The organism is Streptomyces sp. NPDC053750 (assembly GCF_044544295.1).
GTDB lineage: Bacteria > Actinomycetota > Actinomycetes > Streptomycetales > Streptomycetaceae > Streptomyces.
In genome coordinates, this window is sequence record NZ_JBITXB010000003.1 from 186,109 (window position 1) to 210,982 (window position 24,874).

General features: G+C 70.9%; 21 protein-coding genes and 1 pseudogene. 12 read left to right on the forward strand and 10 right to left on the reverse strand.

Annotation, left to right across the window (positions count from 1 at the left end; all coding sequences use genetic code 11):
* Nucleotides 1-369: 369 nt before the first annotated feature.
* From ACIGO6_RS10395 to ACIGO6_RS10430, 8 genes are all read left to right on the forward strand, one after another.
* Complete coding sequence (locus ACIGO6_RS10395; protein WP_399874046.1) at nt 370-2,130, forward strand: hypothetical protein; 1,761 nt, start codon at nt 370-372, stop codon at nt 2,128-2,130.
* Nucleotides 2,127-3,005 (forward strand): hypothetical protein, encoded by an 879-nt coding sequence (locus ACIGO6_RS10400; RefSeq protein ID WP_399874048.1) that lies wholly within the window; start codon nt 2,127-2,129, stop codon nt 3,003-3,005. Before ACIGO6_RS10395 ends, ACIGO6_RS10400 begins: the two co-directional genes overlap by 4 nt.
* A complete protein-coding gene (locus ACIGO6_RS10405; RefSeq protein ID WP_399874051.1) occupies nt 3,002-4,012 on the forward strand; it encodes a membrane dipeptidase in 1,011 nt (336 codons plus the stop codon). Before ACIGO6_RS10400 ends, ACIGO6_RS10405 begins: the two co-directional genes overlap by 4 nt.
* A 515-nt stretch (nt 4,013-4,527) precedes the next feature.
* Nucleotides 4,528-6,177, forward strand: a complete 1,650-nt coding sequence (locus ACIGO6_RS10410) for an ABC transporter substrate-binding protein (protein WP_399874053.1) — start codon at nt 4,528-4,530, stop codon at nt 6,175-6,177.
* Between the two features lie 5 nt (nt 6,178-6,182).
* Entirely contained in the window at nt 6,183-7,313 is a 1,131-nt protein-coding gene (locus ACIGO6_RS10415; protein WP_399874056.1) for an ABC transporter permease, read from the forward strand.
* Nucleotides 7,310-8,200 (forward strand): ABC transporter permease, encoded by an 891-nt coding sequence (locus ACIGO6_RS10420; RefSeq protein ID WP_399874059.1) that lies wholly within the window; start codon nt 7,310-7,312, stop codon nt 8,198-8,200. The genes ACIGO6_RS10415 and ACIGO6_RS10420 overlap by 4 nt, the downstream gene beginning before the upstream one ends.
* The gene (locus ACIGO6_RS10425; RefSeq protein ID WP_399874062.1) at nt 8,197-9,552 is read left to right on the forward strand and encodes an ABC transporter ATP-binding protein; all 1,356 of its coding nucleotides are present in this window, start codon (nt 8,197-8,199) and stop codon (nt 9,550-9,552) included. Before ACIGO6_RS10420 ends, ACIGO6_RS10425 begins: the two co-directional genes overlap by 4 nt.
* Entirely contained in the window at nt 9,549-10,586 is a 1,038-nt protein-coding gene (locus ACIGO6_RS10430; RefSeq protein ID WP_399874064.1) for an ABC transporter ATP-binding protein, read from the forward strand. Before ACIGO6_RS10425 ends, ACIGO6_RS10430 begins: the two co-directional genes overlap by 4 nt.
* A 445-nt stretch (nt 10,587-11,031) precedes the next feature.
* Here the strand turns inward: ACIGO6_RS10430 and ACIGO6_RS10435 are convergent, their stop codons facing one another.
* The 3 genes from ACIGO6_RS10435 to ACIGO6_RS10445 form a co-directional block, all read right to left on the reverse strand.
* On the reverse strand, nt 11,032-11,247 hold the full coding sequence (locus tag ACIGO6_RS10435; RefSeq protein ID WP_399874066.1) for a hypothetical protein: 216 nt from the start codon (nt 11,245-11,247) through the stop codon (nt 11,032-11,034).
* A 179-nt stretch (nt 11,248-11,426) separates the two neighbouring features.
* Nucleotides 11,427-13,085, reverse strand: a complete 1,659-nt coding sequence (locus ACIGO6_RS10440) for an amidohydrolase (protein ID WP_399874068.1) — start codon at nt 13,083-13,085, stop codon at nt 11,427-11,429.
* A gap of 109 nt (nt 13,086-13,194) precedes the next feature.
* Nucleotides 13,195-14,529, reverse strand: a complete 1,335-nt coding sequence (locus ACIGO6_RS10445; RefSeq protein ID WP_399874071.1) for an MFS transporter — start codon at nt 14,527-14,529, stop codon at nt 13,195-13,197.
* 214 nt (nt 14,530-14,743) lie between these two features.
* Between ACIGO6_RS10445 and ACIGO6_RS10450 the strand changes: the two genes are divergently transcribed.
* The 3 genes from ACIGO6_RS10450 (at nt 14,744) to ACIGO6_RS10460 (ending at nt 16,845) form a co-directional block, all read left to right on the forward strand.
* Entirely contained in the window at nt 14,744-15,637 is an 894-nt protein-coding gene (locus ACIGO6_RS10450) for a LysR substrate-binding domain-containing protein (protein WP_399874073.1), read from the forward strand.
* A 624-nt stretch (nt 15,638-16,261) separates the two neighbouring features.
* Nucleotides 16,262-16,456, forward strand: a complete 195-nt coding sequence (locus tag ACIGO6_RS10455) for a ribbon-helix-helix protein, CopG family (RefSeq protein WP_030583974.1) — start codon at nt 16,262-16,264, stop codon at nt 16,454-16,456.
* Entirely contained in the window at nt 16,453-16,845 is a 393-nt protein-coding gene (locus ACIGO6_RS10460) for a type II toxin-antitoxin system death-on-curing family toxin (protein ID WP_399874075.1), read from the forward strand. Before ACIGO6_RS10455 ends, ACIGO6_RS10460 begins: the two co-directional genes overlap by 4 nt.
* Before the next feature lie 304 nt (nt 16,846-17,149).
* Here ACIGO6_RS10460 and ACIGO6_RS10465 read toward each other — a convergent pair whose 3' ends face one another.
* From ACIGO6_RS10465 to ACIGO6_RS10495, 7 genes and pseudogenes are all read right to left on the reverse strand, one after another.
* Nucleotides 17,150-17,590, reverse strand: a complete 441-nt coding sequence (locus ACIGO6_RS10465) for a hypothetical protein (protein ID WP_399874078.1) — start codon at nt 17,588-17,590, stop codon at nt 17,150-17,152.
* 10 nt (nt 17,591-17,600) lie between these two features.
* Nucleotides 17,601-18,668: a cell wall-binding repeat-containing protein gene (locus tag ACIGO6_RS10470; RefSeq protein WP_399874081.1), complete on the reverse strand. Its 1,068-nt coding sequence runs from the start codon at nt 18,666-18,668 to the stop codon at nt 17,601-17,603.
* Nucleotides 18,665-20,431 carry a helix-turn-helix domain-containing protein gene (locus tag ACIGO6_RS10475; protein ID WP_399874083.1) on the reverse strand — a complete coding sequence of 589 codons (1,767 nt, stop codon included), beginning with the start codon at nt 20,429-20,431 and terminating at the stop codon, nt 18,665-18,667. The genes ACIGO6_RS10470 and ACIGO6_RS10475 overlap by 4 nt, the downstream gene beginning before the upstream one ends.
* A 1,062-nt stretch (nt 20,432-21,493) precedes the next feature.
* Nucleotides 21,494-21,641, reverse strand: a pseudogene (locus ACIGO6_RS10480) (transposase); the annotation flags it as partial.
* Between the two features lie 93 nt (nt 21,642-21,734).
* The gene (locus tag ACIGO6_RS10485) at nt 21,735-21,968 is read right to left on the reverse strand and encodes a hypothetical protein (RefSeq protein ID WP_399874085.1); all 234 of its coding nucleotides are present in this window, start codon (nt 21,966-21,968) and stop codon (nt 21,735-21,737) included.
* A 467-nt stretch (nt 21,969-22,435) separates the two neighbouring features.
* A complete protein-coding gene (locus ACIGO6_RS10490; protein WP_399874880.1) occupies nt 22,436-23,104 on the reverse strand; it encodes a nucleotidyl transferase AbiEii/AbiGii toxin family protein in 669 nt (222 codons plus the stop codon).
* A gap of 5 nt (nt 23,105-23,109) precedes the next feature.
* On the reverse strand, nt 23,110-23,502 hold the full coding sequence (locus tag ACIGO6_RS10495) for a hypothetical protein (protein WP_399874088.1): 393 nt from the start codon (nt 23,500-23,502) through the stop codon (nt 23,110-23,112).
* A gap of 462 nt (nt 23,503-23,964) precedes the next feature.
* Here ACIGO6_RS10495 and ACIGO6_RS10500 point away from each other — a divergent pair, with 462 nt between their 5' ends.
* On the forward strand, nt 23,965-24,816 hold the full coding sequence (locus ACIGO6_RS10500) for a helix-turn-helix domain-containing protein (RefSeq protein ID WP_399874091.1): 852 nt from the start codon (nt 23,965-23,967) through the stop codon (nt 24,814-24,816).
* Nucleotides 24,817-24,874: the final 58 nt, after the last annotated feature.

Sequence of the window (24,874 nt, forward strand, 5' to 3'; positions counted from 1 at the left end):
CGCCGAAGGCCGGGTCCGCCCCGCTCGTCCTGCGAGCAGACGCCCACCACACCCCCTCACCGGGCCTGCTCGCAAGCCCCTTCCACCAAGGTCGCACACCGCGGCAGCGCCCGCGCAGGCCGCCCCGACCGGGCGGACGCCGGCGCGCCCCCGATCCCCGGTACGACACCCGCGCATCACCGCCGGCGCACCCCGCCTGCGATGCCCACCGGCGATGCTGGTCCCCGCCCGCCCCGGCCGGGCGCCGCGTCCCGGCTACGGAGGGCCGGCCGAGGACGTCCCGGTCGACCGCACCCGGACGCCCCCCCCGTCGGCGCCCGCACCCCTGCCGCGGTGCCCGAGCACGAACACGCACGAAAGGAACCTCCCGTGGTCCCACAGCCCAGCCGCGACCGCACCGGCGGCCGGCCGGCCGCCGAGATCATGACCGCCGAGGCCCTGTCCTCCCTGCAGGCCGGGCGTCTGTCGTCGGCCCGGTCGCTGGTCAACCGGATGCTCCGGGAAGGCTGGCGCGTCGAGCGCCGCTCCCTCTCCGTCGAGGCCGACGGCAGCGGTGAGGCCGTCTACCGCATCCACACGGCGGACCGGGTCATGGACTTCGTCGCCTTCGCCTTCCCGCCCTCCTCGCAGGAGCGCACCCTGCGCATCTTCGACCTGGGCTGGGACATGATGGGCGCGCTGCTCGACGGCCCCGCCACGGCCGACGACGTCGAGCACACCCGCAACGAGATGCCGCGGCTGTACCACGGCCGGGCCACCGCCCACACCCTGACCTGGTGCCGCTCCAACCGTTCGCTGCGGGTCTTCGAGCACGTCGTGGAGGCGCTGGCCGAGGGTCGGCAGCCCGACACCGTCGCCCTCGCCCGCGTCGGATACCTGATGCGCAACATCGGCCTGGACGGCAACGGCACCTTCGGCACCCGCACCTTCCTCGCCTACGGGGAGGACCACCCGCTGGCGGTGCCCTACCACGCCCAACTGCTGTCCGCGTACATGATGCGCGAGCTCAGCGCGGACCTGGTCGAGGCGCTCGCCGCCCGACGCTCGGACCGGGCGGCAGCCCTCGACCCCGAGGTACGCCGCTTCCTCGGAGTGGGCAACAGCTCGGCGCTCGGCCTCGTCCTCTGGGTCGGCAACCACCCCGTGCTCGTGGACCGCTGGATCACGGTGCGCGAGCAGGCCCTCGCGCACGGCCGTTCGCTGGCCGCCGCTCCCGGCTCGGCCGTCGCCGACACCCTGCTCGCGCTACTGGAGCGGGCGGTGACCTACCACGACGAGGACGTCAACGAGTACACCTACTTCACACCGTCCGACCGCATCGTCGCCGACCTGCGGCTCGTCCTGGCCGCGGTGGCCGAGCGGACCGATGCCGCCGACGCCGAGGGACGGGTGCCCACGGTGGCCGAACTCGTCGACGGGGTCGACGGTGTCTGCGCCGAAGCGGTGGAGGTCGTCAACGCGGTCGTCACGGAACTCGACCCGGGGGAATCGGACCGGCTCGCGGCGGAACTCACCGTAAGCGAAACGTTTCGCCGGGACGCGGCCATGACCGTCGGGGCGCTGCGAGGGCTGCTCGCGGACCGGTACGCCTGGGCGCTGGCGGTCGACCGCACTGCCCCCGGTGCGGTCGCCAACACCTGGTACAAGTCCCGTTCCGCCGAGGAGCCGCGCTGCGGTGCCACCGAGGAACTGCCCGAGGGGACCGTCGACCTGACCGTGGACATCCCGGGCATGGTCCAGGAACTTGACGGCGTCCTCGCCGACGAGGACCCCGCCCTTCCCGTCGGACGGCTGCTCGCCCGCCGCCCGGACCTGCGCGGCGCAGTGGAACGGCTGCAGAGCCTGGCCCCGTACGAGTACGCGCTGCCGCACGCCAACATCAGGGACGCCGCCTTCGTACCGGCCCGGCTCATCCGCCTGGCCAACGCCGCCCTCTACGGCCTGGACCGCACCAAGGACTACCTGGGCCGGGATCTGCGCGGGGTCATCTTCCAGGGCGCCCCCACCGCGGCGGACCTGAGCGCCGACGCCTCCGGCCCCTGGTTCTGGCCCGCCGTCCCCCGCCCGGCCGACACCGTGACCCTCGGCGCGACCGCGCCCCGTACCGCCCCGAACGGAGACGCCCGATGACCTCCGCCACCCTCACCGCCGCGTCCGGACCCGAGGACGCCGCCGACCGGCTCGGCCGTACCTGGCACAACGCGTCCGGCGGCGAGACCCTGCGTCTGTCGCCGCGCGAACTGCGCCTGGTCGCCGAGCGGCTCCTCCAGGCCCAGGGGCTCGCCCTCGGCGCGGTGCCCGCCGTCCGCGACCTCGTGCTGCACGCCCAGGCGGCCGGACTGCCCGCGCTGCGCCTGCTCGCCGACCGGCTCACCGACGCCGACCGGACCCATTCCGGCCGGGTCGAGATCGTCGCCGAAGCCACCGGCGCCCTCGTCGTGGACTGCCTCGGCCAGAGCGCCCTGGTCGTCGCCCCCGCGCTGCTCGACCTGCTCCAGGCCGAACCCGGTGAGCGCGTCGCGCTCTGGGCGGGACGCATCGAGCGGGCCGCACTGACCGCCGTACTGGAACACCAGGGGACCGACCGGGGCGTGGTCGTCACCGTCGGCGGGACCGCGGCCACGGAGCCGGGCCTGCCCGCCGTCCCGGCGGAACTGGCGGACCGGGGCGTACTCGTCGTCATGGAGCGCCGCGCGCCCGAGCTGCCCGACGACCCCGAACTGCTTAGGCTCCTGCCGCTCGTCGGCTCGCTGCCCGCGGCCCGCGCGGTCCACCAGGGCATCGAGACCCCGGCCGACCTGTGGTGGTCCCTCTTCGAGGAGTCCGCGTCCGCCCTGTCGGCGGAGTCCGTGACCTCGCTCAAGCACGCGGGCGCGACCGCCGTGGACGACAACGGCGTGATCGAGCCCGACCTGACCGACGACGTCGACTTCCTCGGCGTCCCCGCCGACCACGCACCCGGCGACGCCGGCGCCACGACCACGTACAGCGAGGAGCAGCGATGAACATCGACGGACTCGAGTGCGGCATCTTCAACCGCACGGTCTTCGAGGAACTGCGGGCCGGCCGCGTGGACTGCGTGACCAACACCATCGCGTTCTGGGAGAACGCGGCGGAGACCATGCAGGCCCTCGCCGACTGGTACGAGCTGGAGCGCGACAACTCCGACCTGGTGCGCATCGCGTACTCCACCGCGGACATCGAGGCGGCGGCAGCCGAAGACCGCACGGCCGTCCTCATGGGCACGCAGAACGCCTCCCCGATCGAGGACCGGCTCGACTACATCGAGCTGTTCGCCCGCATGGGCCTGCGGGTCATGCAGCTCACCTACAACATCCAGAACACCCTGGGCGCGAGCTGCTACGAGACCACCGACGCCGGTCTGACCCGCTTCGGCCGCAACGCCGTCGAGGAGATGAACCGCTGCGGAATAGTCGTCGACTGCTCGCACGTGGGGGACAGGACCTCGTACGACGCCATCCACGCATCGGCCGTCCCGGTGGCGATCAACCACGCCAACCCGCGAGAGTTCTTCGACCACGCCCGCAACAAGCGCCCCGAGGTCCTCGACGCGCTCGCCGAGCGGGACGGCGTGCTCGGCCTGACCATGTACCCGAACATCGCCGGTGAATGGTGCGAGTCGGTGGAGAGCTGGTGCGAGCTGGTGGCCCGCACCGTGGAGCGGATCGGCGTCGACCACGTCGGCGTCGGCTCCGACCTCGGCCGCTTCCTCACCGAGGAGCACATGGTCGAGATGCGCAAGGGGCACTGGACCCGCGGCCCCGAGTACGGCGCGGGCAAGCCCGGCCAGTCGCCGGTGGTGCCCGACCCCGAGTGGTTCGAGACGGCCGCCCAGTTCGGCAACATCCCCGACGGACTGGCCAAGGCCGGCTTCTCGCCCGAGGAGATCGCCAAGCTCTGCGGCGGCAACTGGCTGCGGCTCTACCGGCAGACCATCGACGTCGACCTCCAGGCCGCCCGACCCCGCGTCCCGGTGTCCGCCGGGTCCTGAACCGTGTCCGGTGTCCGGTGGCGGTCGGGTGACACCCAGCGGTCGCTCGTGGCGGCCGTACGGCGCCGTGCGCCCGGCTCGGCGGCGGGCCGTGCCACAGCAGATACCGGCCCGGGCGCCGGGCCGGCCGACGGCCGACCCGTCGTTGGGTACGGTGTCGGTGGCCGGCCTCCCGCCGGGCTGTCCCGGGGCCGTCCCGGCGGCCCGGCCGCGTGGGCCGTACCCACCACATCGGCCGTGTCGGCCCTCGCGGCGTACGGCCCCCACCGCACCGGACACACCCACCGCGTACCACCGGCCGCACCGGCCGGTCGCAGGGATGCGGGGGCGCCGCCGACATATCTTCCCGGTCGCCGCGCGACGCCCCCGCCCCGGACCACGGACTCCGTACACCCCACCCCGGAGGCCGTGCCCACCGTCGCGATCCCCCTTCCCACCCGTCGCACCACCCCCCTCGCGTCACCGGGAGTGATCCACCCCGCCCCCTTCTCGTCCACCTCCTCGCGGAGAGCCACGTGACCCACCACCCCGACACACCGCCCACCGGCCGTCCACCGCACCCCACCCGGCGCCGCACGCTCGCCGCGCTGCTCCTGGCGGGGGCGCTGACGGCCTCGCTGACCTCCTGCGCCACGGCCGGGGTCTCCGCCGAAGCAGCCCGGGAGACCCTGGTCGTCGACACCGCGTTCAACGCCAAGTCCATCGACCCGGCCCGGGTGTACCAGCCCACCGACTACATGGTCGACCACGCCCTGTACGAGACCCTGACCACGTACCGGGGCGACGACCTGCAGACCCCCGTGCCCGGCCTCGCCCGGTCGTGGACCAACTCCTCCGACGGCCGGACCTGGACCTTCCACCTCCGTACGGACGCCCGGTTCTCCGACGGCACGCCCGTCGAGGCCAGTGACGTCGTCTTCTCCTTCGACCGGCTCCGCAACGTCGACGCCAGCCCCGCCTATCTGATGGCGGGCATCACCGTCCGGGCGAAGGACCGCCGGACCGTCGTCCTCACCACGGAGACCGCCCGCGCCGACGTGCCCGCGCTGCTCGTCACCCCGCAGTTCGGTGTCCTCAACGCCGACGCGGTACGTGAGAACGGCGGCACCGACGCCAAGGACGCCGCGGACAAGGACACGGCGGAACCCTGGCTGAACTCGGTCTCCGCCGGCTCCGGCCCCTACCGGCTGGGGAGCTACAGCAACTCCTCGCAGATCGTGCTGGAGGCCAATCCGGAGTACCACGGCGACGCCCCCGCCTACCGGCGCGTGATCATCCGGAACGTGCCCTCGGCGCAGCAGCAACTGCTCGGCGTGCAGTCCGGGGACTCGCAGATCGCGCTCGACATCTCCGCCCTGCAGAGCAAGGGCCTGCACGGCGACGGCATCACCGTCGACGACAGCCGTGCCGCGGAGGTCCTGTACCTCGCGGTCGGGCAGCGGAAGGAGCTGCCGACCGCCTCGGACGAGATACGCGAAGCCATCCGCACCGGCATCGACTACGAGGGCCTCGTCGAACTCGCCGGGCCCGGATCCGCCCAGGCCACCGGCATCCTGCCGACCGTCTTCACCGGCGGACTCGGCAAGGACGCCGCGGCGGACCACGACCCGGAGGCCGCCCGGGCGCTCGTCGAGAAGGCCAAGAAGGAACAGGGCCTCGACAGCGTCGAACTCACCCTCGACTACGCCAGCGACTACCACCGGCTGGCCGGTCTGGACTACGGCGTCATCGCCCAGCGCATCCAGAGCGACCTGGCCAAGATCGGCATCGACGTCACCCTGCGCCCCTCGCCGACCGCCACCTCGCTCCAGCGCTACGTCGACGGCAAGACGCAACTCGCCCTGTGGTCCTACCCGCCGGACTACCTCGACCCGCAGAACGTGCTCGGCTTCGCCCCCGGCGACTACCTCTCCAAGCGCGTCCACTGGCCCGCCTCGGCCGCGCCGGAGGTCGCCGCCCTCACGAAGACCGCGTACGCCTCGATCGCCGAGAAGGACCGGCTCACCGCCTACCGGGCGTGGAACCGGGCCATGAACGAGGACGGCCCCTTCGTCCCGCTGCTGGAGCCCAACTTCGTCACCGTGGCCTCCTCCGAGGTCACCGGGCTGGTCCGCAACCCGCTCTACTACCTCGACCTGGCCGCCCTCGGCCGTTCGGACGGGTGACCCACATGACCGACACCGCCTCCGGCACCACCCTCGCGGGCCCCGCCGGCCCTCCCGGGGAGCAGGGCCCCCACGACCGCTCCGCCGCGCCTGCCGTGCGCCCCCGTCGCGGAGTGCCGCCCCTGCTCGGCTACGCGCTGCGCCGCATCGCCTCCTCCGTGCTGATCATCTTCGGCGTCACCCTGGTGACGTTCCTGCTCAGCTCCGTCGTCCCGGCCGACCCGGCCACCGCCAACCTCGGCCAACGAGCCCTGGACGACCCCGAGATCGTCGCCCGCTACCGCGCCGAGCAGGGCCTCGACCAGTCACTGCCGATGCAGTACGTCACCTATCTCGGCAACCTGCTCACCGGAGACCTGGGCACCTCCCAACAGACCCAGCGCCCGGTCCTGGACGACCTCGTGGACAAGCTGCCGGCCACCCTCGAACTGGTCGTCACCGCCACCCTGCTGGCGCTTTCCGCCGGGGTCCTGTTCGGCGTGCTCGCGGCCCGCCGGCGAGGCGGCCGGCTGGACCGGACCGCCCGCATGCTCTCCCTCACCGGGGTGTCACTCCCGATCTTCTGGATCGGCATGGTCGCGGCCGTCGTGTTCGTCAAGAACCTCGGCGTCCTGCCCGGCTCCGGCCGGCTCGCCCCCGCCCTCGACCCACCGGACCAGGTCACCGGCTTCTACACCCTCGACGCCCTGCTGGACGGCGACGTCGGCGCGGTCTCCTCGGCCGCCGCCCACCTGGTGCTGCCCGCGGCGGTTCTCGCCCTGTCGGTCGTCGGCATGGTCCTGCGCTTCACCCGCAGCGCCGTCCTCGACGCGCTCTCCTCCGACTTCGTGAAGGCCGGGCGCGCCAAGGGACTGCGAGGCCGCACGGTCCTGTGGGGGTACGCCGTCCGCTCCTCGTCCGGCCAGCTGATCACCGCCACCACCGTCTCCTTCGGTCTGCTGCTCGCCTCGACCGTCTACATCGAGCAGCAGTTCTCCTGGAACGGCATCGGCCAGTACGCCTTCCGCAGTTCGACCAACCTCGACCTCCCGGCCGTCATGGGCGTGTCCATCCTCATCGCCCTGTGCTTCGTCGTGGTCAACCTGCTGGCCGACCTGCTGTACGCCGCCTTCGACCCGAGGATCCGCCTGTCATGACCGCCACCCTCCCCCTGGCCGGCACCCGGGGCCGCGGCAGGACCACGGCCGTCCGTGCCCTGCGCTGGGCCCGCAGCCACCCTGCCCAGGGCGCTGCCGCAGCCGTGCTTCTGCTCTGGCTGATCGTCATCGTCTTCGCGCCGCTGCTCGCACCGTACGACCCGCTCGACCAGAGCGCCGTGCCCCTCGAAGGCGTCTCGTCCGCGCACTGGCTGGGCACCGATCCGGCCGGACGCGACGTCCTTTCGCGCGTCCTGTACGGGGCCCGCCTGTCGATCCCCGTCGGGCTGGTGCTGATCACCGCCGCGGCGCTGATCGGCACCGTCGTCGGCCTCGTGGCAGGCTTCTTCGGCGGCTGGGTGGACGAGGTCCTGATGCGCTTCACCGACGTCGTCTTCGCCTTCCCCGTGATCATCCTGGCGATGGCGGTGGCCGCCTCGCTCGGCCCCTCCCTGCCCAACGCGGTCCTCGCCGGAGCGCTCGTCTGGTGGCCCGCGTACGCCCGTACCGTGCGCGCCACGGTGCTCTCGCTGCGCGAGTCGGACTTCGTCCACGCCAACCGGCTCGCCGGGGTGGGTTCGCTGAGGTCGATCCTGGTGGACCTGCTGCCCGCGGTGGCCGGCTCGCTGCTCGTCCTCGCCATGCTCGACGTGGGCGCGGCGATCCTGCTGCTCGCCGGTCTGTCCTTCCTCGGGCTCGGCGCCCGGCCACCGGCCGCCGAGTGGGGGACCATGATCTCCGAGGCTTCGCAGTACTTCAACCAGTGGTGGCTCGCGGTCGTCCCGGGCCTCGCCATCGTCACGGTCGTGGTCGCCTTCAACGTCCTCGGCGACGCCCTGCGCGACCGGCTCGACCCCAAGATCTCGACGGCTGGAGAACGGTCATGACCGGCGACACCCCCCTCGGCCGGCGCGGTCACGGCACCCGGCCCGGCCACGGCGAGCGCACCGCGGACACCCCACCGTCCGGAGAGTCCGCCCGGAGCACCGGCGAGCCCGACGTGCCCCTGGAGTCGCGGGCGGGCACCGGAACAGCCATGACGGGGACCGGCGCCCTCGGCACCGGACGGGGGGCCACGCCCAGCGGTGCGCAGTCCACGGACAGCCGACCGGAACCCCCGGACGGCGACGCGGCGGAGTCCCTGTTGACGGTACGCGGCCTCACCGTCACCCTGCGCCGCGCCGGACGGGAGATCCGGCTGGTCGACGGCATCGACCTGGACGTCCGCCCCGGCGAAATCCTCGGCATCGCGGGGGAGTCCGGCAGCGGCAAGACGGTGACCGGAATGACCCTGGTCGGCCTGGGACCCGACCGGGCCGAGGTCACCGGCTCGGTCCGCTTCGACGGCCGCGAACTCGTCGGACTGCCCGAGCGGAAGTGGGAGGCGATACGGGGCCGGGAGATCGCCGTCGTCTTCCAGGATCCGTCCGCCGCGCTCCACCCGATGCTCACCGTGGGCCGACAGATCACCGACCACGTCCGCCGCCACCAGGGCCTGCCCCGCAAGCAGGCCGCGGCCCGCGCGCTGGAACTCCTCGATCTGGTGCGCATCCCCGGCGGCACCTCGGCCGCCGACCGCTATCCGCACCAGTTCTCCGGCGGCATGCGCCAGCGCATCGCCATCGCCTCCGCGCTGGCCTGCGGCCCGCGGCTGCTCATCGCCGACGAGCCGACCACCGCGCTCGACGTCACGGTCCAGGCCGGGATCGTCGAACTCCTCGACGAGCTGCGGCGAGAGGCCGGCATGGCCATCGCCATGGTCACCCACGACCTCGGTGTGCTGTCCTCCGTGGCCGACCGGATCGCCGTGTTCTATTCCGGCCGGGTCGTCGAGACCGGTACCGTCGCCGAGGTCATCGGCTCGCCGCGGCACCCCTACACCCAGGGGCTGCTCCAGGCCCTGCCGCACGCCTCGCTCGGGGAGCGCTCCGCGGTGGGGCACGCGGTGCCGCTGCGGCCCATCCCCGGCTCGGCGCCGGCCGCCGACGCGTTGCCGCCGGGCTGCCCCTTCCATCCGCGCTGTGCCGTCGCGATCGACGGCTGCGACCGTGTCCGCCCGGTGCCGGTGGTCATCGGGCCGGCCCGGACGGTGGCCTGCGCACTGGCGGAACCCGGAGTCTCCGGGGCAGCCGACGCGGGGCCGGAACCCGTCCGGGACCGCTCCGTCGTCACCGAGCCGGCGGACGACCGCGCAACGGACGACCACGCAACCGACGACCACGTAAGGAGTGACGCATGACCACGACCCCGGACCGGCCGGCCGCACCACTGCTCCGCGTCGACGGCGTCGTCGTCGAGTACCCGCGCAAGGGCCTTGCCCCCCTGCGCGCACTGGCCGGGGTGAGCCTCCAGGTCGCTCCCGGCGAGATCGTCGGCGTCGTCGGCGAGTCCGGCTGCGGCAAGTCCACCCTGGCCCGTGCCGTCACCGGCCTGGCACCCGCGCACTCGGGCTCGGTCACCTTCGGCGGCGCGGAGGTCGGCGCCGTCCGCCGGCGTCGCCGTGCCGCGGAACTGCTGCCCCTGCAGATGGTCTTCCAGGACCCCAACGCCTCGCTCAACCCCCGGCGCACCGTCGGCGCGCAGATCGAGGAGGTGGTGGTCGCCCGGGACCGCGCCCAGGGCGTGCGGCGCGGTCGACGCGATCCCGAGCCGGCGCGCGAGGCCGACGAGGCGCTGCTGCGGGTCGGTCTTCCGCAGGGGGCGGCGAAGAAGTACCCGCACGAGTTCTCCGGCGGCCAGCGCCAGCGCGCGGCAATCGCCCGCGCCCTCGTCTCCCGACCGGAAATGATCATCGCGGACGAGCCGGTGTCGGCACTCGACGCCTCCGCCCAGGCCGCCGTGGCGAACCTGCTGCGCGACCTGTCCCGGCAGGACGGCATCGCGCTCGTCTTCATCTCGCACGACCTCGCCGTCGTCGGGGCGCTCGCCGACCGGGTCGTGGTCATGTACCTGGGCCGGATCGTCGAGACCGGCACGGTGGAACAGATCTTCAACGCCCCGCGGCACCCCTACACGCGTGCGCTGCTGGCCGCCGTCCCCGTGCCCGACGGCACCGGCTCCCGGCCGCAAGCCCTCACCGGAGAGATCCCCGACCCCGGCAGCCCGCCTCCCGGATGCCGTTTCCACCCGCGCTGTCCCCTCGCTGTCGACCGTTGCCGCACGGCTGAGCCGGCTCTCCTGGAGACACCGGGAGACACTGCCGGTGACGTCCCTCCGGCGCGCGTCGCCTGCTGGGTCGCGCAGGACGGCGAACTCACCGGTACGGGCGCCTGACGCCGGCGCAGGCCGCCACGTCCCGAAGTCGGCGCCGCCCGCCGGGCAGAGGATCCGGCGGCGCGGTCCCGGGCGACACCCCTCCCGGCACGGTGTGCGGCACGCCGATGCGGGGTGGCGTCACCTGTGCACCGACCGACGCCGTGGCGGCTTTTCCGCCGGCGGCGCCGGCACAGCGGTGGTGCCGTGCCGGCGTGGGGCACGACGGGACTGCCTCACGTGCACCACGAGGTCGGAACACCGGAACGCGAGGGGTCAGTGGGCCGGAGCCGGGAGCGGAGCGGGCGAGGCCACTGGGGTGGAGCGCCGTCGTCGACGGGCAGGGCGGTGCCGGTGACCCATGGCTCGCGCCGGAGCTGTACAGCCACAGGACGGCCTGGGCGATCCCGTCGGCGGTGCCGAGTCGGTCGACGGCCCGGCCCGACTCGGCCTGACCGCGGCCGGGTTACCCGACTTCGACCATCGGGGTGCCGGCGGCGCCGCTGCCGTGGGCAGGCATGTGGCGCAGTCCGTGCTTCGAGCCGGCCCGGATGCCGCGCAGGTCGATGGCCTGGACGCGGTGGAGGTGGTCGGCGCCCTCGGCGGGACGGCGTCGGCGGGTGCTCCGACGGCGGCCCCCTGACGCGGCGAAGGCGCGGGCGGTGACCGGTCCGTGCCGCATGAGGTACCGGCGACGAAAGCGGCCTGGCCAGTGACGTCGTACGTGGGTTTCACGACGGGCGCTTCAACGGAGTTGTGCGTGCGCGGTTGTCCGTCCCGGTCGCGCCGGTGGTCTGCCGCTCGTCGGAGGCGGTGCGTCCGATTCCGACGAGCGGCCGGGCCGGCCTGAGCCCCGGGAGCTCAGCACACCCGTGTCAGAGCCCCCGCGTCGTGGGCGACCCGGCCGCCGATCACGGTGGCTCCCACGGTCAGCTCGCGGATCCGCTCGGGTGCCACAGCCAGCAGGTCGTCGCTGAGCACGGTGAAGTCCGCCAGCATGCCGCGTGCCAGGGTGCCCTTGACGTGTTCCTCGTGGACGGCGTAGGCGGAGCCGACGGTGTAGGCGCGCAGCGCCTCGTCCGCCGTGACGGCCTCAGCGGGGGCGATCGATGCGCCCGAGGCCGTACGCCGGTTGACCATGTCGTGGATGCTCAGCAGCGGATCGGGGGCGACGACCGGGGCGTCGGTGGAGCCGGGCAGCTCCACGCCGGCATCGAGGAAGGACCGCATGCGGTAGGCGAGGAGGGAGCGTTCGGGGCCAAGGGCGGTGAGGAGGCCGTCGCCGATCTCCGAGAGGAAGCGGCCTTGCGGCACCGGCACCAGACCCATCGCGGCGATGCGCGCGACCTGCCGCTCGCTGGTGACCGCGGCGTGTTCGACGCGGTGCCGCGCATCGGGGCGCGGGTACCTGAGCTGTGCCTCGTCGTAGGCGTCGAGGACCGCGTCCAGGGCGGCGTCGCCGATCGCATGCGTGGCTATCTGCCAGTTGCAACGGTGTGCGTCGAGGATGTACCGCCTCAACTGCTCGTGCTCGAACTGCAGGAGTCCCTTGTTCCCGGGGGTGTCGTGGTAGTCGCAGCACATGGCGGCGGAGCGTCCGATGAGCGAGCCGTCCGCCATGATCTTCGTCGGTCCCACACGCAGCCACTCGTCCCCGAGCCCGCTGCGCAGGCCGAGGTCGAGTCCGTACCAGTCGTTGCCGGGTTCGAACGCGCCGCAGTCGTGCAGTGCGGTGATGTAGGGCATGACCGTCATGCGCACCGCGAGTTCGCCCCGCTCGCGGGTGCGGAGGTAGGCGTCCAGGTCGGCGGGGCCGTTGCCGATCCCGTGCACGACGCCGATTCCGGGCTCGGTCACGCTGGTGAGGCCCACTTCCACCGCCGCCCGTGCGCCGCGCGCGATGTTGGCCGTCCATGCGGCGGCCGGCTCCGGCCTCAGCAGCCGCTCGACCAGGTGCATCGCCGTGGTCTCCTGGAGCAGGCCGGTCGCCCGCCCGTCCGCGTCCCGTTCGACGTGGCCGCCCGCCACGTCGGGCACCGCGCCGAGGTCGGGGAAACCCGCCCGGCGGAACGCCTCGGTGCTCGCCACAGCCATGTGGTGGGAGTTGTGCACCAGCCAGACCGGGCGTCCGGCGGCGGCCCGGTCGAGACCCTCGGCGGTCGGATGGGCACCGATCTTGTTCTGGTCGTAGCCGGCGCCGAGCACCCACGCGTCCGCGGGGAGCGTGGAGCACCGCTCGGCCACGGCCCGGTAGAGGGCGTCGAGATCGGGTGCCGCTTCATGGGAGACGTCGAGTTCGCGCAGGCCCTTGCCGACCATGCTCAAGTGATGGTGCGCGTCGTTGAAACCGGGTACGGCGGGGGCTCCGGCCAGGTCGACGACTGTGTCCGCCGTGCACCCGGCGACATCCTCGTCCAGCCCCACGATCCGGCCGCCGAAGACACCGAGCGTGTGTGCGGTGGGCCGGCCGGGGACGAGGGTGGTGAAGCGGCCGTTGCGGAAGAGGGCGTCGAGGTGCACGGGGTACCACTCCTGTTGTGCGGCGTGTGTCGAGACGTGGGGGTGAGCGAAGTGCGGGCTGGTGGCCGGAGGGCCCCTCCCTGAGCGGTCGGCGACCCTGCCCGGCGGATCAGACGGGGAGCGGTTCCCCCTGCGACACCCCGGCGACGCGTCGTGCGGTGAAGCGGGCGAGCGCGGCCACGCACCCGGCGGTCACCAGGAGCAGGAAGACGTAGAACGCGACCACCGGCCAGATGGAGCCGGAGCCCCAGGTGAGCAGCGCCTGTGCCGCCATGGGGGTGGTGCCGCCGATCAGGGTGGAGCAGAGCTGGTAGGCGAGTGAGATCCCCGTGTAGCGGACCCGGGAGGGGAACGCGGCGGCCAGGAACCCGGCGAGGACGGCGTAGTAGCCGGAGCCGGCGATGGTGGCGAGGGCGATGCCGAGGAAGGCGAGGACCGGCCGCTCGGTGCCGATCAGCAAGAACATCGGCACGGCGAGGAGCACGTTGGCGAGCAGCGAGCACACCATGAAACGCGTCTCACCGACCCGCTCGGAGAGCAGCGCGGCCGCGGGCTGCCACAGGAACTGCACGACGGACACGCCGAGCAGCACGTAGAGCATCGTCTGCCGGTCGATGTGCAGTTCGTTGGTGGTCCACGACAGGACGAACGTGTTGGTGAAGTAGGCGGCGGAGATGCCCATGATCGAGGCGCCAATGCCGAGGAGCACGATCCGCCAGGCGGTGCGTACGACCTCCACCACGGGCAGTTTCGCCACCGCGCCCTCCTCCTTGATCCGTTCGAACTCGTCGGACTCCTCGACCTTGAGGCGGATGACGAGCGCGACGACGACGAGCAGCCCGGAGAACAGGAACGGCAGCCGCCAGCCCCACGACAGGAACGCCTGGTCGTCGAGGCCGCCCACGGCGAGGAAGACCAGGGTGGCGAGGATGGAGCCGGCCGGAGACCCCTGCTGGACCAGCATCGCGAACAGCGATCCCCGGCCCTTGGGCGCGTTCTCCGAGGCCATCAGGACGGCGCCGCCCCACTCGCCGCCGACGGCGATGCCCTGCACGGCGCGCAGGAGGGCCAGCAGGATCGGCGCGGCGACGCCGATCTGCGCGTGAGTGGGCAGGACGCCGACGAGGAAGGTGGCGCCCCCCATCAGCAGCAGCGTGGTGACCAGGGTGCCCTTGCGGCCCAGCCGGTCACCGAAGTGACCGAAGACGATGCCGCCGAGCGGCCGGGCGAGGAAGCCGACCCAGAAGGTCGCGAACGAGGCGAGCACACCCGCGGCAGGGGAGACGTCGGGGAAGAACAGCTTCCCGAACACGAGCGCCGACGCGGTGCCGTAGATGAAGAAGTCGTACCACTCGATGGTGGTGCCGACGAACGACGCGAGGCCGGCCCGCTTGGCCTGCGGTGTGGCACCGGTCGGCGCGTGCGGCTGTTCAGTGGCGTGCATGGGTCCTCCGGGGACAGGGATGCGTGCTTCACCCAGGGCCGGTCGACTCGAACCTCGGGACGGCGGCAACGGCGGACGGCGCGCTGCATGTACGGGGCCAGTCTGGTTTCGACTTCCGATACCGTCTAATACTTGGTTGACAGCGATCCCATGCCTTTGAGGCATGACCGGTCAGGGGAAGCGGAATTCGGCAAAAGGAAGTCAGGAGCCGTTCATGGAAATTCGGGTGTTGCGCTACTTCCTCGCGATCGCGGAAGCCGAGTCGGTCACGGCCGCGGCGCGGCGCGTGCACGTCGCCCAGCCCTCTCTGTCCAGGCAGCTCGCGGGCCTGGAACAGGAACTGGGCGTGCGGCTGTTCACCCGGCGGCCCGGCTCTCTGACGCTGAACGCCGCCGGACGGCGCTTTCGGCCCGTCGCCAGGGACCTGGTGCGCCGCGCCGAGCAGGCGACCGAGGTCATGGCCGCGCTCGGGGACGGCGAACAGGGCCCGGAGTTCACCGTGGTGGCCTCGCCGTCGACCGTCGTCAGTTTCCTGGCGCCCTACATGGCGCGGAGCACCGCCGGTCCCGTCTTCCGCGATGCGCTCCAGACCGACCCGAACGACGTCTTCGACGTCTTGGCGAACAGCGACGCCGACATCGGCATCTCGACCTACCCCGCACCGGCCACACTCGAGTCCGCCGTTCTGGGCCGTACTCCGGTCATGGCGCAGCTGCCCGCGGGCCACCGGTACGCCGACCGGGACGTCCTCGACCTCGCCGACCTGGTCGCCGAACCGCTGATCCTCATGAGCCGTTCCAACGTCGCCCGGCTGGTCCTGGACGAGGCGGTCAGCCGTGCCGGGCTGGCCCCCGACATCGTGACCGAGACGAGCTCCGCCGCCCTGGCCCAGTCCCTGGCCGCCCGTGGCAGCGGCGTCTGCCTGGTCACCGACGGTGCGCGGTTCGGCCTGAAGGAACTGGTCGTCCGCGGGCCCGAAGGGCCTTTGACCGTCCCGCTGTACGCGGGCTGGGACCGCGACCACTACGCGGGTACCGCCCTGCGCGAACTTGTCGCGAGGTTGCAGGACTTCGCGGCGACCGGCCTACGGCACTTCACCGACCTGTGAGAGAGGGAAGGAGCGCTCGTCGAGAGCACACAGCATGGGTGCGCTCTCCCCGACAGTGCGGCCGGGCCTCTCGTCCGCCACCGGCATGACGTAAGTGATCAAGCGGGACCGGCGTTGCGTTCTGTGAGCCGACCATTCGCCGATGACGGCGTCAGAAGGTCACGGCCGCGACGCTCATTTGACGCTCTAGGACGGAAAGGCCGTTCCCGCGCGGAGGGAAGGCCCTCTCACCTGCGGTTTTCTCCAGATGGGGAATCCGGGCATGTTTTCGATGACGTCGCATGTGGAGTGCGTGGCGATCCTCGAACCTGCTGGCAAGGGTTCCTGACCTGCGCTTTTGTTGTCCGGGTGGGTTGCTCGACCTGTTTCCCTCCGTATAGCGGTTCGAGTGGACGGTCGCTCTTCAGAAGCTCTCTGACCTGCGAAGATGTGAGTGACGCGCTTACAGTGGCGACGCCTTCAGCGGCTCTCTCGGGAATCCTTGACGCTCGGACGACGCTCGGAACGGATGTCTCTGCTGCACCTCCGCGGTAGCGGTGCGAGCGGCCGTCCGGGCCCGCACTGCGCGGAGCCGGAAGCGCGGCCTGACCGCGCCGTCTGATACCGGTCTGGTATCATCCCTGTATGGCGATGACACTCCGGCTCCCCGACGACCTTGACGCGAAGCTCACCGAGCGTGCTCGCCGAGAGGGCCGGAGCAAGCAGGAACTCGCCATCGAGGCCATTCGTGACGCTCAGGACCGGGCCGAGCTGAAGATCGACGACGTCTTGGCCGAGCTGATGGACAGTGACGCGGAGATCCTGGACTACTTGAAGTGACCGAAGTGCGCTACATCCAGATCGACGAAATCTTGGCGATCGCCCGCGCCGTCAACGGTACCGAGCACAGTGTGCGCGACATGGGCCTTCTGGTGTCGGCGATCGAGCGGCCCCGGACCAACGTGTTCGGGGCCGAGCTGTATCCCACGCTGCATGACAAGGCGGCAGCACTCCTGCACTCCGTCGCTCGCAATCACGCGCTGATCGACGGCAACAAGCGCACCGCCTGGCTCGCCATGCGCGTCTTCCTGCGGTTCAACGGCGTCAGCGCCAGTACTGTCCCGCCGCCCGTCTCCGTCGCCGGCCCGTTCGTCGAGGACGTCGCGCAGGACAACGTCGATGTACCGGTCATCGCCAAGCGCCTGGCGACTTGGTTCCCCGTTTCCTGACGTCCGACGATGTGAGGGCAGGGCAGGGCATGCGCGTACCCTGCCCTCAGGCGCTGTCCGGCCCTGCTCGGGTCAGGCCGGAATGGGGTGCTGTGAAAGACGTGGCTTCCTTTCGGCGTGGGATACCGGATAGCAGTTGCAGGTTTCCCGCTTCAGCTCTTGACCCGGGTCGTCGGGTGAGGGCAAGACAGTACTTCGCGCGCCTCTCGAAGGCCGTCGTGTGCCGTGCGGGACGGGGTGGCACGCTCACGGGATGGACCGAGTACAGGAGCGCGGTGCCCTCCCTGTGCCGACGCTACTGGCGCTACTGGCGATCGACGCGATCCACGTGGAAGGTCAGCCCGGCGACGGTGCCCGACTGGACGACGGGACCGTGCTGGACTCCTCCGCTGATGCGATTGTCCACCGTGCGCCAGGTGCCTGCCGCGGATGCCGAGAGCTGCAGTAACGAGGTCAGCAGAGCGCGCAGGGCTTCGTCGCTGCCGTCGTCGGCTTCCGCCAGTCGGCGCAGACGGTCACCGTATCGGCGGCTGATCTCGCGGGTGGTCCCTTCACGTTCCGTGGCGTCGGCGGCGAGGAGCCGGGTCCTTGCGTCCTGCAGGTCGTCGAACGTGTCGGGGTCCGCGCCTGTGCGGGTCAGGTACCGCCCGACGAGTTCCCGGGCGTGTATCCAGGAGTCGGTGACCATGAGGGAGACCAGTGTGGTGGCCCCCGACGCCGCGAGTACGGCCAGTTCACTGTCCACGTGTCTTCTCCTAGGCGAGGGGGGCGCCGGAGGCGGGCGCCTCGTCGTCGTCCGCAGCGAGGGACGCCGGCGGATCGAAGTGGTGCTGGATCTCCTCGGCGGTCTCGTAGCGGTTCTGCTCCTTGATGAGACCGGCAATCTGTGCCGCGAGCATCGGGCGGCGTACATCTCCGTCGGTGAAACCGATGCTGTCGAGGAAGTCGGACAGATGTATCGTGGCCGTCTCCCGTCCCTGCTGCGCTGAGGGAGGCTCCGCCTCGGGGAAGTCCGCCGTCGTCGGCTCGCCGGCCTGCTGAGAGATCAGATGCTGAAGCCGTTCGGGAATGTCGGTGTCATTGGCCGCTGAGGTCAGCTGAGCGAGCAGGGCCAGATCGTTCACCGTACGTTCCACGTGCTCGTCGTTCCTGGCGAGCCACCAGACCACGGCGCTGCCGGTGTCCTTGAGGACGTCCTCGCCCAAGTACCGGCGTCTGCTTTGCTCGTACTTGCGCTGGTGCACCCAGACGGCCTCGTCCTTGCGTACGTCGGCGAGCTTGTCAAGGCGCTCCTGGTCCTGCTGCACCAGGACGAGCTGGACGTTCTCCGCCATCGCCTGGAGGTGCCCGGTGGACTCAGGCACCATCCGGCTGAGGGCGCCGGACAGTTCCTGCTGGACGAGTGAGGCTCGGACTGGCTCTCGTTGCTCGGTGATGGCGCTGGCCCGCTTCAGGACCGCGTCGACGGCGAGGCCCGCCGGATTGAGAACGAGGGCACTCGCGGGAGCGTCGACAAGGTACCAGCGCACCGTCGCGGAGAAGACGAAGTCGTAGTCGACCCACTTGCTGGGCAGCACTACCTGGCTGACGCGGTGTTCCGTGCGTTCCACGGGGGCGGCCGTGAGCTGCTCCTCGAAAGCCACCGGTACCGTGCCGCGGCGCATCGCGGCGATCCGGAAGACGGCTGCGGGGGAGACGAGCAGCAGCACTGCCAGCAGTAGCCAAGCCCATGCGGGCCACCGCTGCGTCAGTCCGACGATGCTCAGCAGGAGACCGCTCAGAACGGTGAGGAAGACGGTTGTGGTTTTCCGTGCGGTGGTCATGGTCGAGTTCCCCTGGGTAAGGTCGTCGGCGGTGTGGCCGGAGCGATGCCCTGCGCCGCGTTGATCTTGTGGAGCAGCAGACCGGTGGTCTCCGCGGCCCGCGCCGCATCCCCCGGGCCGGTGCGCTCGGCGTCGCGGGCGCACGCGTACAGCAGAGCGAAGACCTTGCCCCGCTTCTCCGTGCACCGCTGTGCCGCGCTGACGAGGAGGTCGAGCAGGAGCCCGCCGTGTGGTCCGGTACCGGCGGCCGCCCAGTGGAGCCAACGTCGTGCTTCGGCCTGCCACTGCGGAGGCGGCAGCTCGGTCAGTACCGCGTGCCAACAGGTTGTCAGGGAGCGCTGCGCGTTCTGCTCGTCGATCAGCGCGTGCGAGGTGCCGGGTCGGAGCGTCAACGGTTCGGGGTCGCTGGCCTGGAGGAAGATCCCGAGATGGGCGGGTGAGAAGTCGGAACGGGCGAGACGGTCGAGCAGCACGCGGTGCAGCCTGCGGCTGCGCGCCGTCAGATCGCACAGCGCCTGCCGGGCACGAGTCGTGCCGCGCTCACGCCGGGCCAGGTGGTAGAGCCTGACCAGGGCTTGATCGGGATGGCTGGTCGCGAGGACGTCGGCACAGACGCGGACCAGCACCTGCGCGAGCTCCCCTTTGAGGTGCCGTTTGGCGCACCACTGATAGATCTGCTCGCGGAAGTGCCTGGCGTGCACCGGGTCCGCCAGCCCGTGGGTGAGCGCATGAACGGCCGCTTCCAGGCGAGGCCGGCTCGATGCACCGGTGCTCCAGGGTTCGACGAGGGCTCCCAGTCCGTCCGTTCGCCCGGTCCGCAGGTATTCACCGGCCACTCGTTCCACCAGGCCGTCGCGTACGACGGGGACGACGTGCGGGTCGTTCAGCTCCACCACACTGACGGCCCAGGTGCCGAGGTGGGGGCGGAGATCGGGCATGTGGTCCCAAAAATGAGCACGAACGGCGGAGTCGAAGTCCAGCTTCTCGAACCGGACCTGTCCGTTGGGGGCGGCGGTGGCCGAGATCTCGAGGAGTCGCTCGGCGAGGTCTCGGTGCTGCAGCGGCGAGTCGTCCTCCGACGGAGGCCCGAGGGTGCTCAGCAGTTGCTCGGCCGCGCGGTGAACGACATCGGCATGCGCCCCGTGCAGCATGGACACGGCGATCAGCAGGGCCCGTTGCGGCGCTTTTCCCAGCTTGGTGACGAGCGCGGCGGCTTCCCGTCGTCCGTCGTTCCGCGCCCGCCCGGCTGCCTCGCACCACTGACCGAATCCGTCCCCGGGCCGACCGGCCTCGCGTGCCCGGCGCACCAGGTCGGCGAATTCCGCGATCTCCCGCATCGGCCTGTTCGCGGTCAGGAACCCGGTGACGGTGCCGTCCGACCGGAGATATTCCTCAGGCGGCACACCGTGCAGGCGCAGATGCCGCCGGAGAACGCCGATACCGGGTGGCCGTTCGAGCACCGAACTCGGGCCGTCCGGTGATAACTGCATCATCCAGTTCTCCTCCTCGACGCGGCCCGGCGCCGACACGGCAGGTGAATCGACAGCGGCAGGCGTGCTCAGGGCGATCAGCGTCCCGTCGGTACCGAGTGCGGCATCGCACAGCCGCACGAGATCACGGCTGGGTGCCTTGATGCCCCGCTCGACCTTGCTGAGTTGCGCCTTGCTGTAGTGCACGAGACCGGACAGGTCTGTGAGGCTCAGTCCGGCCTCCAGACGCCGCTTCCTCAGTTCCTCGCCGAACGGTGTGGACGGTTGGGGCACGGGAACCTCCCAAGCCCGGTCGTCCGGGCTGAGGCGGTACTGCACGGAAGAGTGCGACACCAACTCCCGGACGGACAAGGCGATCGAAGCTGTTTCCCGTTTCCATCTCCGACGGCGGGGCGCGGCAAGCCTCGTCAGCCAGCAATCTTCGATCACACTTCACCTCTGACGACGGTCCCCTCGTACGCACTGGGCGCACAGACGCGACTCCACCGGCGTGAGACTCCGTACCGGTGGAGGCGTTGCGTACTACGGGGAGCCGTGACGCACCAGAGTTTCGGTGCCGAACCGACGTAGGGCCGTGACGCTCATTTGACGCTCCGGGCGCCCGGCGGCTCTCATTCGGGACTCGAAAGCATCTCTGACCTGCTGCTTTCCTGCCTGCGGCCAGGCCGACTTCTTCCCGATGACCGCGCATGTGGAGTGTGTGGCGATTCTCGAACCGGCTTCAAAGGCGCTCTGACCTGCGGTTTTCTTGGACTGCTCAGGTGCGTCGAGGTGTGCCCGACCTGTTTCCCTCAGTGCACGCCGTGAAGCGCACGGAGCGCTTGTGCAGGCCGCCTGACCAGGGCTTCTGTGGGCCGTTCCGGGATGTCGGGGGCTGCGGCGTGGTCTTGGAGCAGAGGAAAGCCGACCGTCTTGACGCTCGTTCGACGCTGCCTCTGATGGTTCGTCACCGTGAGGAGGCAGCTCTCGCCGCCCCACGGTGACGAAGCCGCCGGGCTCGGCTAGGAGCCGCCCGGACGGCGTCCGCTCCTGTCGTCGGCCGCTGGGGTAGTCGACCCAAGTGGTGCTTCAGACTGCCAGTGCCACGAGGAAACGGGAGACCATGTTGTAGGCCGCGACCGTGGCGACCGCTTCCACGGTTTGCCGTTCACCGAACAGGCGCTTCAGCTCCTCGATGAGCTCGGCGTCCACCTCGACCTGTTTGGTCGACTGGTCGGTGAGTGTGAGGAGGGCGCGCTCCTCCTTGTTGAAGAGGGCGTTGTCGGCCGCGGTCGGCTCCTTGAGGGCCTCGCACTTCTCCTCGGTGCCGCCTGCCTGCAGGTATGCCGGGTAGTGAGGTTCGCACCCACGTCCGCAGCGACTCCGCGGTGATGCCGAGATCCGCGGCCACCGCCGCGTACGTCCGCTTCCCGGCCGCGGCACGGTAGAGCGCGACCGCGTCCTTCCTGAACTCCTCCGCAGCGGCCGTGTCATCGACGTCCACGGCATCGGCGAGGCCAAGGCCATCGCCCTCGATGTCTGGCGCAAAGACCTGGTTGCCTCCGCCAAAGCCCGGCAACCGACCGCCCTCGGTGCGTCAGAGCGGCAGTCGATCGAACAGGGCGTCGCCAGCCGTCGGGCCCAGCTCACCGCCCAGCGCAAGGCTGTGGAGTCCGAGACCGATGCGCTGCGTGTGAAAGCACGGAAGCAGATGGAGGACGATCAGAAGCGGCTCACCCGAGAGAACACGCTTGCGGGCGATCAGGCCCGACATCAGCGGCAGGAGTTCAGCCGGCGTACGGTCGCACTCCAGCAGAACAGCGCGCTCCACGGAGCACTGAGCGCCTCCGTCGAGGCTGCCAGGCTCCGGCAGCGCGGACTGTCGTTCGCGTGCTACTTGCGGTTTCTCTACATCGGTCGCTGACGTCCGGTTCGGCTGCCGGGGACAGCAGTGTGAAGGGAGGATTCGGGCATTGCGCGCCGCGGTCGCGCCTGGCCAACCTCACCAAGCACGCCCTCGCTCAGCTCACTGCGCTGATCAAGACCCGCGTTGAACGGATGCAGTATCTGCCCGACCTCCTTGGCGGCCTCGTTGCCAAGACCGGGCCCGTAATCCCAGTCGTGAAGATCTCTAGAGGCCAAGCGCGTGGGGATGCAGGGGCCGACTCCAATTGATCATTCGTCGGACGCAGCTGCCCGCCGACTGATATTTCCGGGGTCTGCCTGGAGTGCTAGGCGTCTGCTCATCTGTTGGCTCTTGTCCTGATCGCTTGCAGGTGTGATCTCATCTGGATGTAATCAGTGGTTGTCCAGATCATCGGCCTCTTCGAGGAGACGGGCCGCGAGCTCGTCGGCCCATTCCACGGCCCAAGCGCGGAGAGCGGTGATGGTGGCGTCATCGATCCCATAGGCGGCGAAGGCTTCGTCGTCAGTCCACTCGGCTCCTGCGAGGTTCGCCTGTAGGTCTTCGCGCTCGAATCGGCCGCGTGCGTGCCTGCGGCCGAATTCTTCGAGGTCGGCCGTGCTCCAGCGGCGGGAAGCTGCGAACACGTCGATGAGGTCGCGTGGCGCTCCACGGTCGGCGAGCGCACGGACCTTGGTCCCGATCACGTCCTCCTCTGCGAGGACTGGCCCGTACGGACTCTGGGCGACCGGTCGCCAGAAGATCTCCTTGAGGATGTCGACCTCGCACTCCTGCCCGGTGGCCGGGTCGGACACGGTGAAGCGGGCAGACAGTGGGGCGGTCTCCAGCGCCTTTACCTGCCAGCCCCGGGCTTCCAGGCCGTTGCGGAGTGTGGCCGCGATGTCGGCCATGGGCGCCGGGTTCTCGGTGGCGACATCGAGGTCCTGGCTCGGGCGGTTCACCAGATGGTGTGCCCGGACGGCGTATCCGCCGGTGAGGACAAGCGGATACGGAGAGCCAAGCGCGATCACGTCTGCCAGAAGCCGCGCGTGCAGCTCCGGCATGTCCGTCACGCGGCTGCCTGGGTGCGGGAGGCGAGCTGGGGGAAGGCGCCCTCCCACACCGTGCGCACGGTGCGACCGACCAGAGTGCGCAGCACCGGCCACAGCTGGAGAAGCAGGTCCTGGTTGAGGTAGAGGGGCAGGTCGTCGTGCAGACCTTCGTGCAGCACAGTGCGGTACAAGCCCATGCGCTGGCGAGGCTTGCCCAGGTCGTACGAGGTCATCCCGGACCACGCCATGTGCAGCGGTAGCTCCACGACGCCCTGGATGGGGCCGTGCAACTCGTCCAGCGACTCCGGCAGACGCCGCCGAAACTTCTCCCTGTACAGCGCGAGGTCCTCAGCGTCCGGGCCCGAGAGGTTCCTCGGCGCGGATGCGGGGTGCTGTGGGCTGGAGGGCATGACTCCATTATGGCCCGGTCGGCGAAGCGGTGCGGGTCATGATGTGGGAGTCGGTGTCGGGAATGAGAGGGGGGTTGCCTCGGGTGAGCTCGTTGGCGCAGGCTGATCCGCCCTGATCGGGAGGGCCGGGCTATCGACCTTGACGCTCGTTTGACGCTGTGGGCGCCCGCATTCAGAGTGATGAGCCGACAAACCGGCTCTGACCTGGCGTTTCCCGTGACACACCCAGGCTGACACCTTTTCGATGACGCACCACGTGGAGTGCGTGGCGATTCTGGAGCCTGCGCACAAAGGTGACTGACCTGCGGGTTCGTGAGCGAGACGCTTGTTCAACGGCGCCAGTGCCAGTGCCGTCCCGCCGACCGTCTCCCTCGCCTTTCCCGTTTCCTGACGTCGACGACGCCGACTCCGGGGCACGAGGGTCCCGGAGTGGCCCGCGCCGCCCCGGATAGACTCGCCCGTATGGCCCGAACGTCCCACGCTGCCGCCGAGGGGAACCCCGGGATGTGGCGGCGCGAGGCCGGTACCGTCGTACGGCGGGCCCTCGCTCTTCCGGAGCAGGCGGCGGCGCGCGGCGCCATAACGGCCGGCTCCCACATACCGCGCGTGCCCACCGAGTGGGCGCCGCACTCCCACCCCTCCCACGAACTCGTCTGGGTCCGCGGGGGCACGGTCACCTCCCGCGTACAGGACCGCGTCTTCACCGTGTCCGAGGGATACGGGCTGTGGATGCCCGCCGGAGTGGTGCACGGAGGGCGGGCCACGGCGGGCGCGAAGTTCCACGACGCCTTCTTCGCCCCCGACCGTACGCCGTTCGCGTTCGGGGAGCCGAGGACGATCACGATGACGCCGCTCCTGGAGTCACTGCTGACCCATCTCGCCCGTACGGATCTCGACGACGCGGCCAGGGCGCGGGCGGAGTCGGTCGTGTTCGACGTGCTCCAGCCGTCGGAGCAGCAGTTCGCCCTGCCGCTGCCGCCCGGCGACGGCCGGATCGACGCCATTGCCGAGGCTCTGCTGGCCGACCCCGGCGACCACCGGTCACTGGAGGAGTGGGCACGGGCGCTGGGCATCAGCGACCGCACCATCACCCGCGCGTTCCGGCAGACGACCGGCCTCTCCTTCGCGCAGTGGCGGCAACTGCTGCGGGTCCACCGCGCGCTGGCGCTCCTCTCCGAGGGCTTCGACGTGATGACGGTCTCCGAGACGCTCGGCTACGCGCAGCCCAGCTCCTTCATCGCCGCGTTCCGGCGGGTCATGGGCACCACCCCCGGGAATGTCCGGAATCCCGTATCGCCTGTCCATAACTCCTGATTGTCGACCTGGCGAGCGGAATATAGCCTTCTCGCAGTTAGGTAACCCTTAGTTGTTG

Excerpts from the sequence above, each read along its gene's own strand:
- ACIGO6_RS10400 (WP_399874048.1), top strand. The coding sequence starts at position 2,127 with ATGACCTCCGCCACCCTCACCGCCGCGTCCGGACCCGAGGACGCCGCC.
- ACIGO6_RS10405 (WP_399874051.1), top strand. The coding sequence starts at position 3,002 with ATGAACATCGACGGACTCGAGTGCGGCATCTTCAACCGCACGGTCTTC.
- ACIGO6_RS10415 (WP_399874056.1), top strand. The coding sequence starts at position 6,183 with ATGACCGACACCGCCTCCGGCACCACCCTCGCGGGCCCCGCCGGCCCT.
- ACIGO6_RS10420 (WP_399874059.1), top strand. The coding sequence starts at position 7,310 with ATGACCGCCACCCTCCCCCTGGCCGGCACCCGGGGCCGCGGCAGGACC.
- ACIGO6_RS10425 (WP_399874062.1), top strand. The coding sequence starts at position 8,197 with ATGACCGGCGACACCCCCCTCGGCCGGCGCGGTCACGGCACCCGGCCC.
- ACIGO6_RS10430 (WP_399874064.1), top strand. The coding sequence starts at position 9,549 with ATGACCACGACCCCGGACCGGCCGGCCGCACCACTGCTCCGCGTCGAC.
- ACIGO6_RS10435 (WP_399874066.1), bottom strand. The coding sequence starts at position 11,247 with ATGCGGCACGGACCGGTCACCGCCCGCGCCTTCGCCGCGTCAGGGGGC.
- ACIGO6_RS10445 (WP_399874071.1), bottom strand. The coding sequence starts at position 14,529 with ATGCACGCCACTGAACAGCCGCACGCGCCGACCGGTGCCACACCGCAG.
- ACIGO6_RS10450 (WP_399874073.1), top strand. The coding sequence starts at position 14,744 with ATGGAAATTCGGGTGTTGCGCTACTTCCTCGCGATCGCGGAAGCCGAG.
- ACIGO6_RS10455 (WP_030583974.1), top strand. The coding sequence starts at position 16,262 with ATGGCGATGACACTCCGGCTCCCCGACGACCTTGACGCGAAGCTCACC.
- ACIGO6_RS10470 (WP_399874081.1), bottom strand. The coding sequence starts at position 18,668 with ATGACCACCGCACGGAAAACCACAACCGTCTTCCTCACCGTTCTGAGC.
- ACIGO6_RS10490 (WP_399874880.1), bottom strand. The coding sequence starts at position 23,104 with ATGCCGGAGCTGCACGCGCGGCTTCTGGCAGACGTGATCGCGCTTGGC.
- ACIGO6_RS10495 (WP_399874088.1), bottom strand. The coding sequence starts at position 23,502 with ATGCCCTCCAGCCCACAGCACCCCGCATCCGCGCCGAGGAACCTCTCG.
- ACIGO6_RS10500 (WP_399874091.1), top strand. The coding sequence starts at position 23,965 with ATGGCCCGAACGTCCCACGCTGCCGCCGAGGGGAACCCCGGGATGTGG.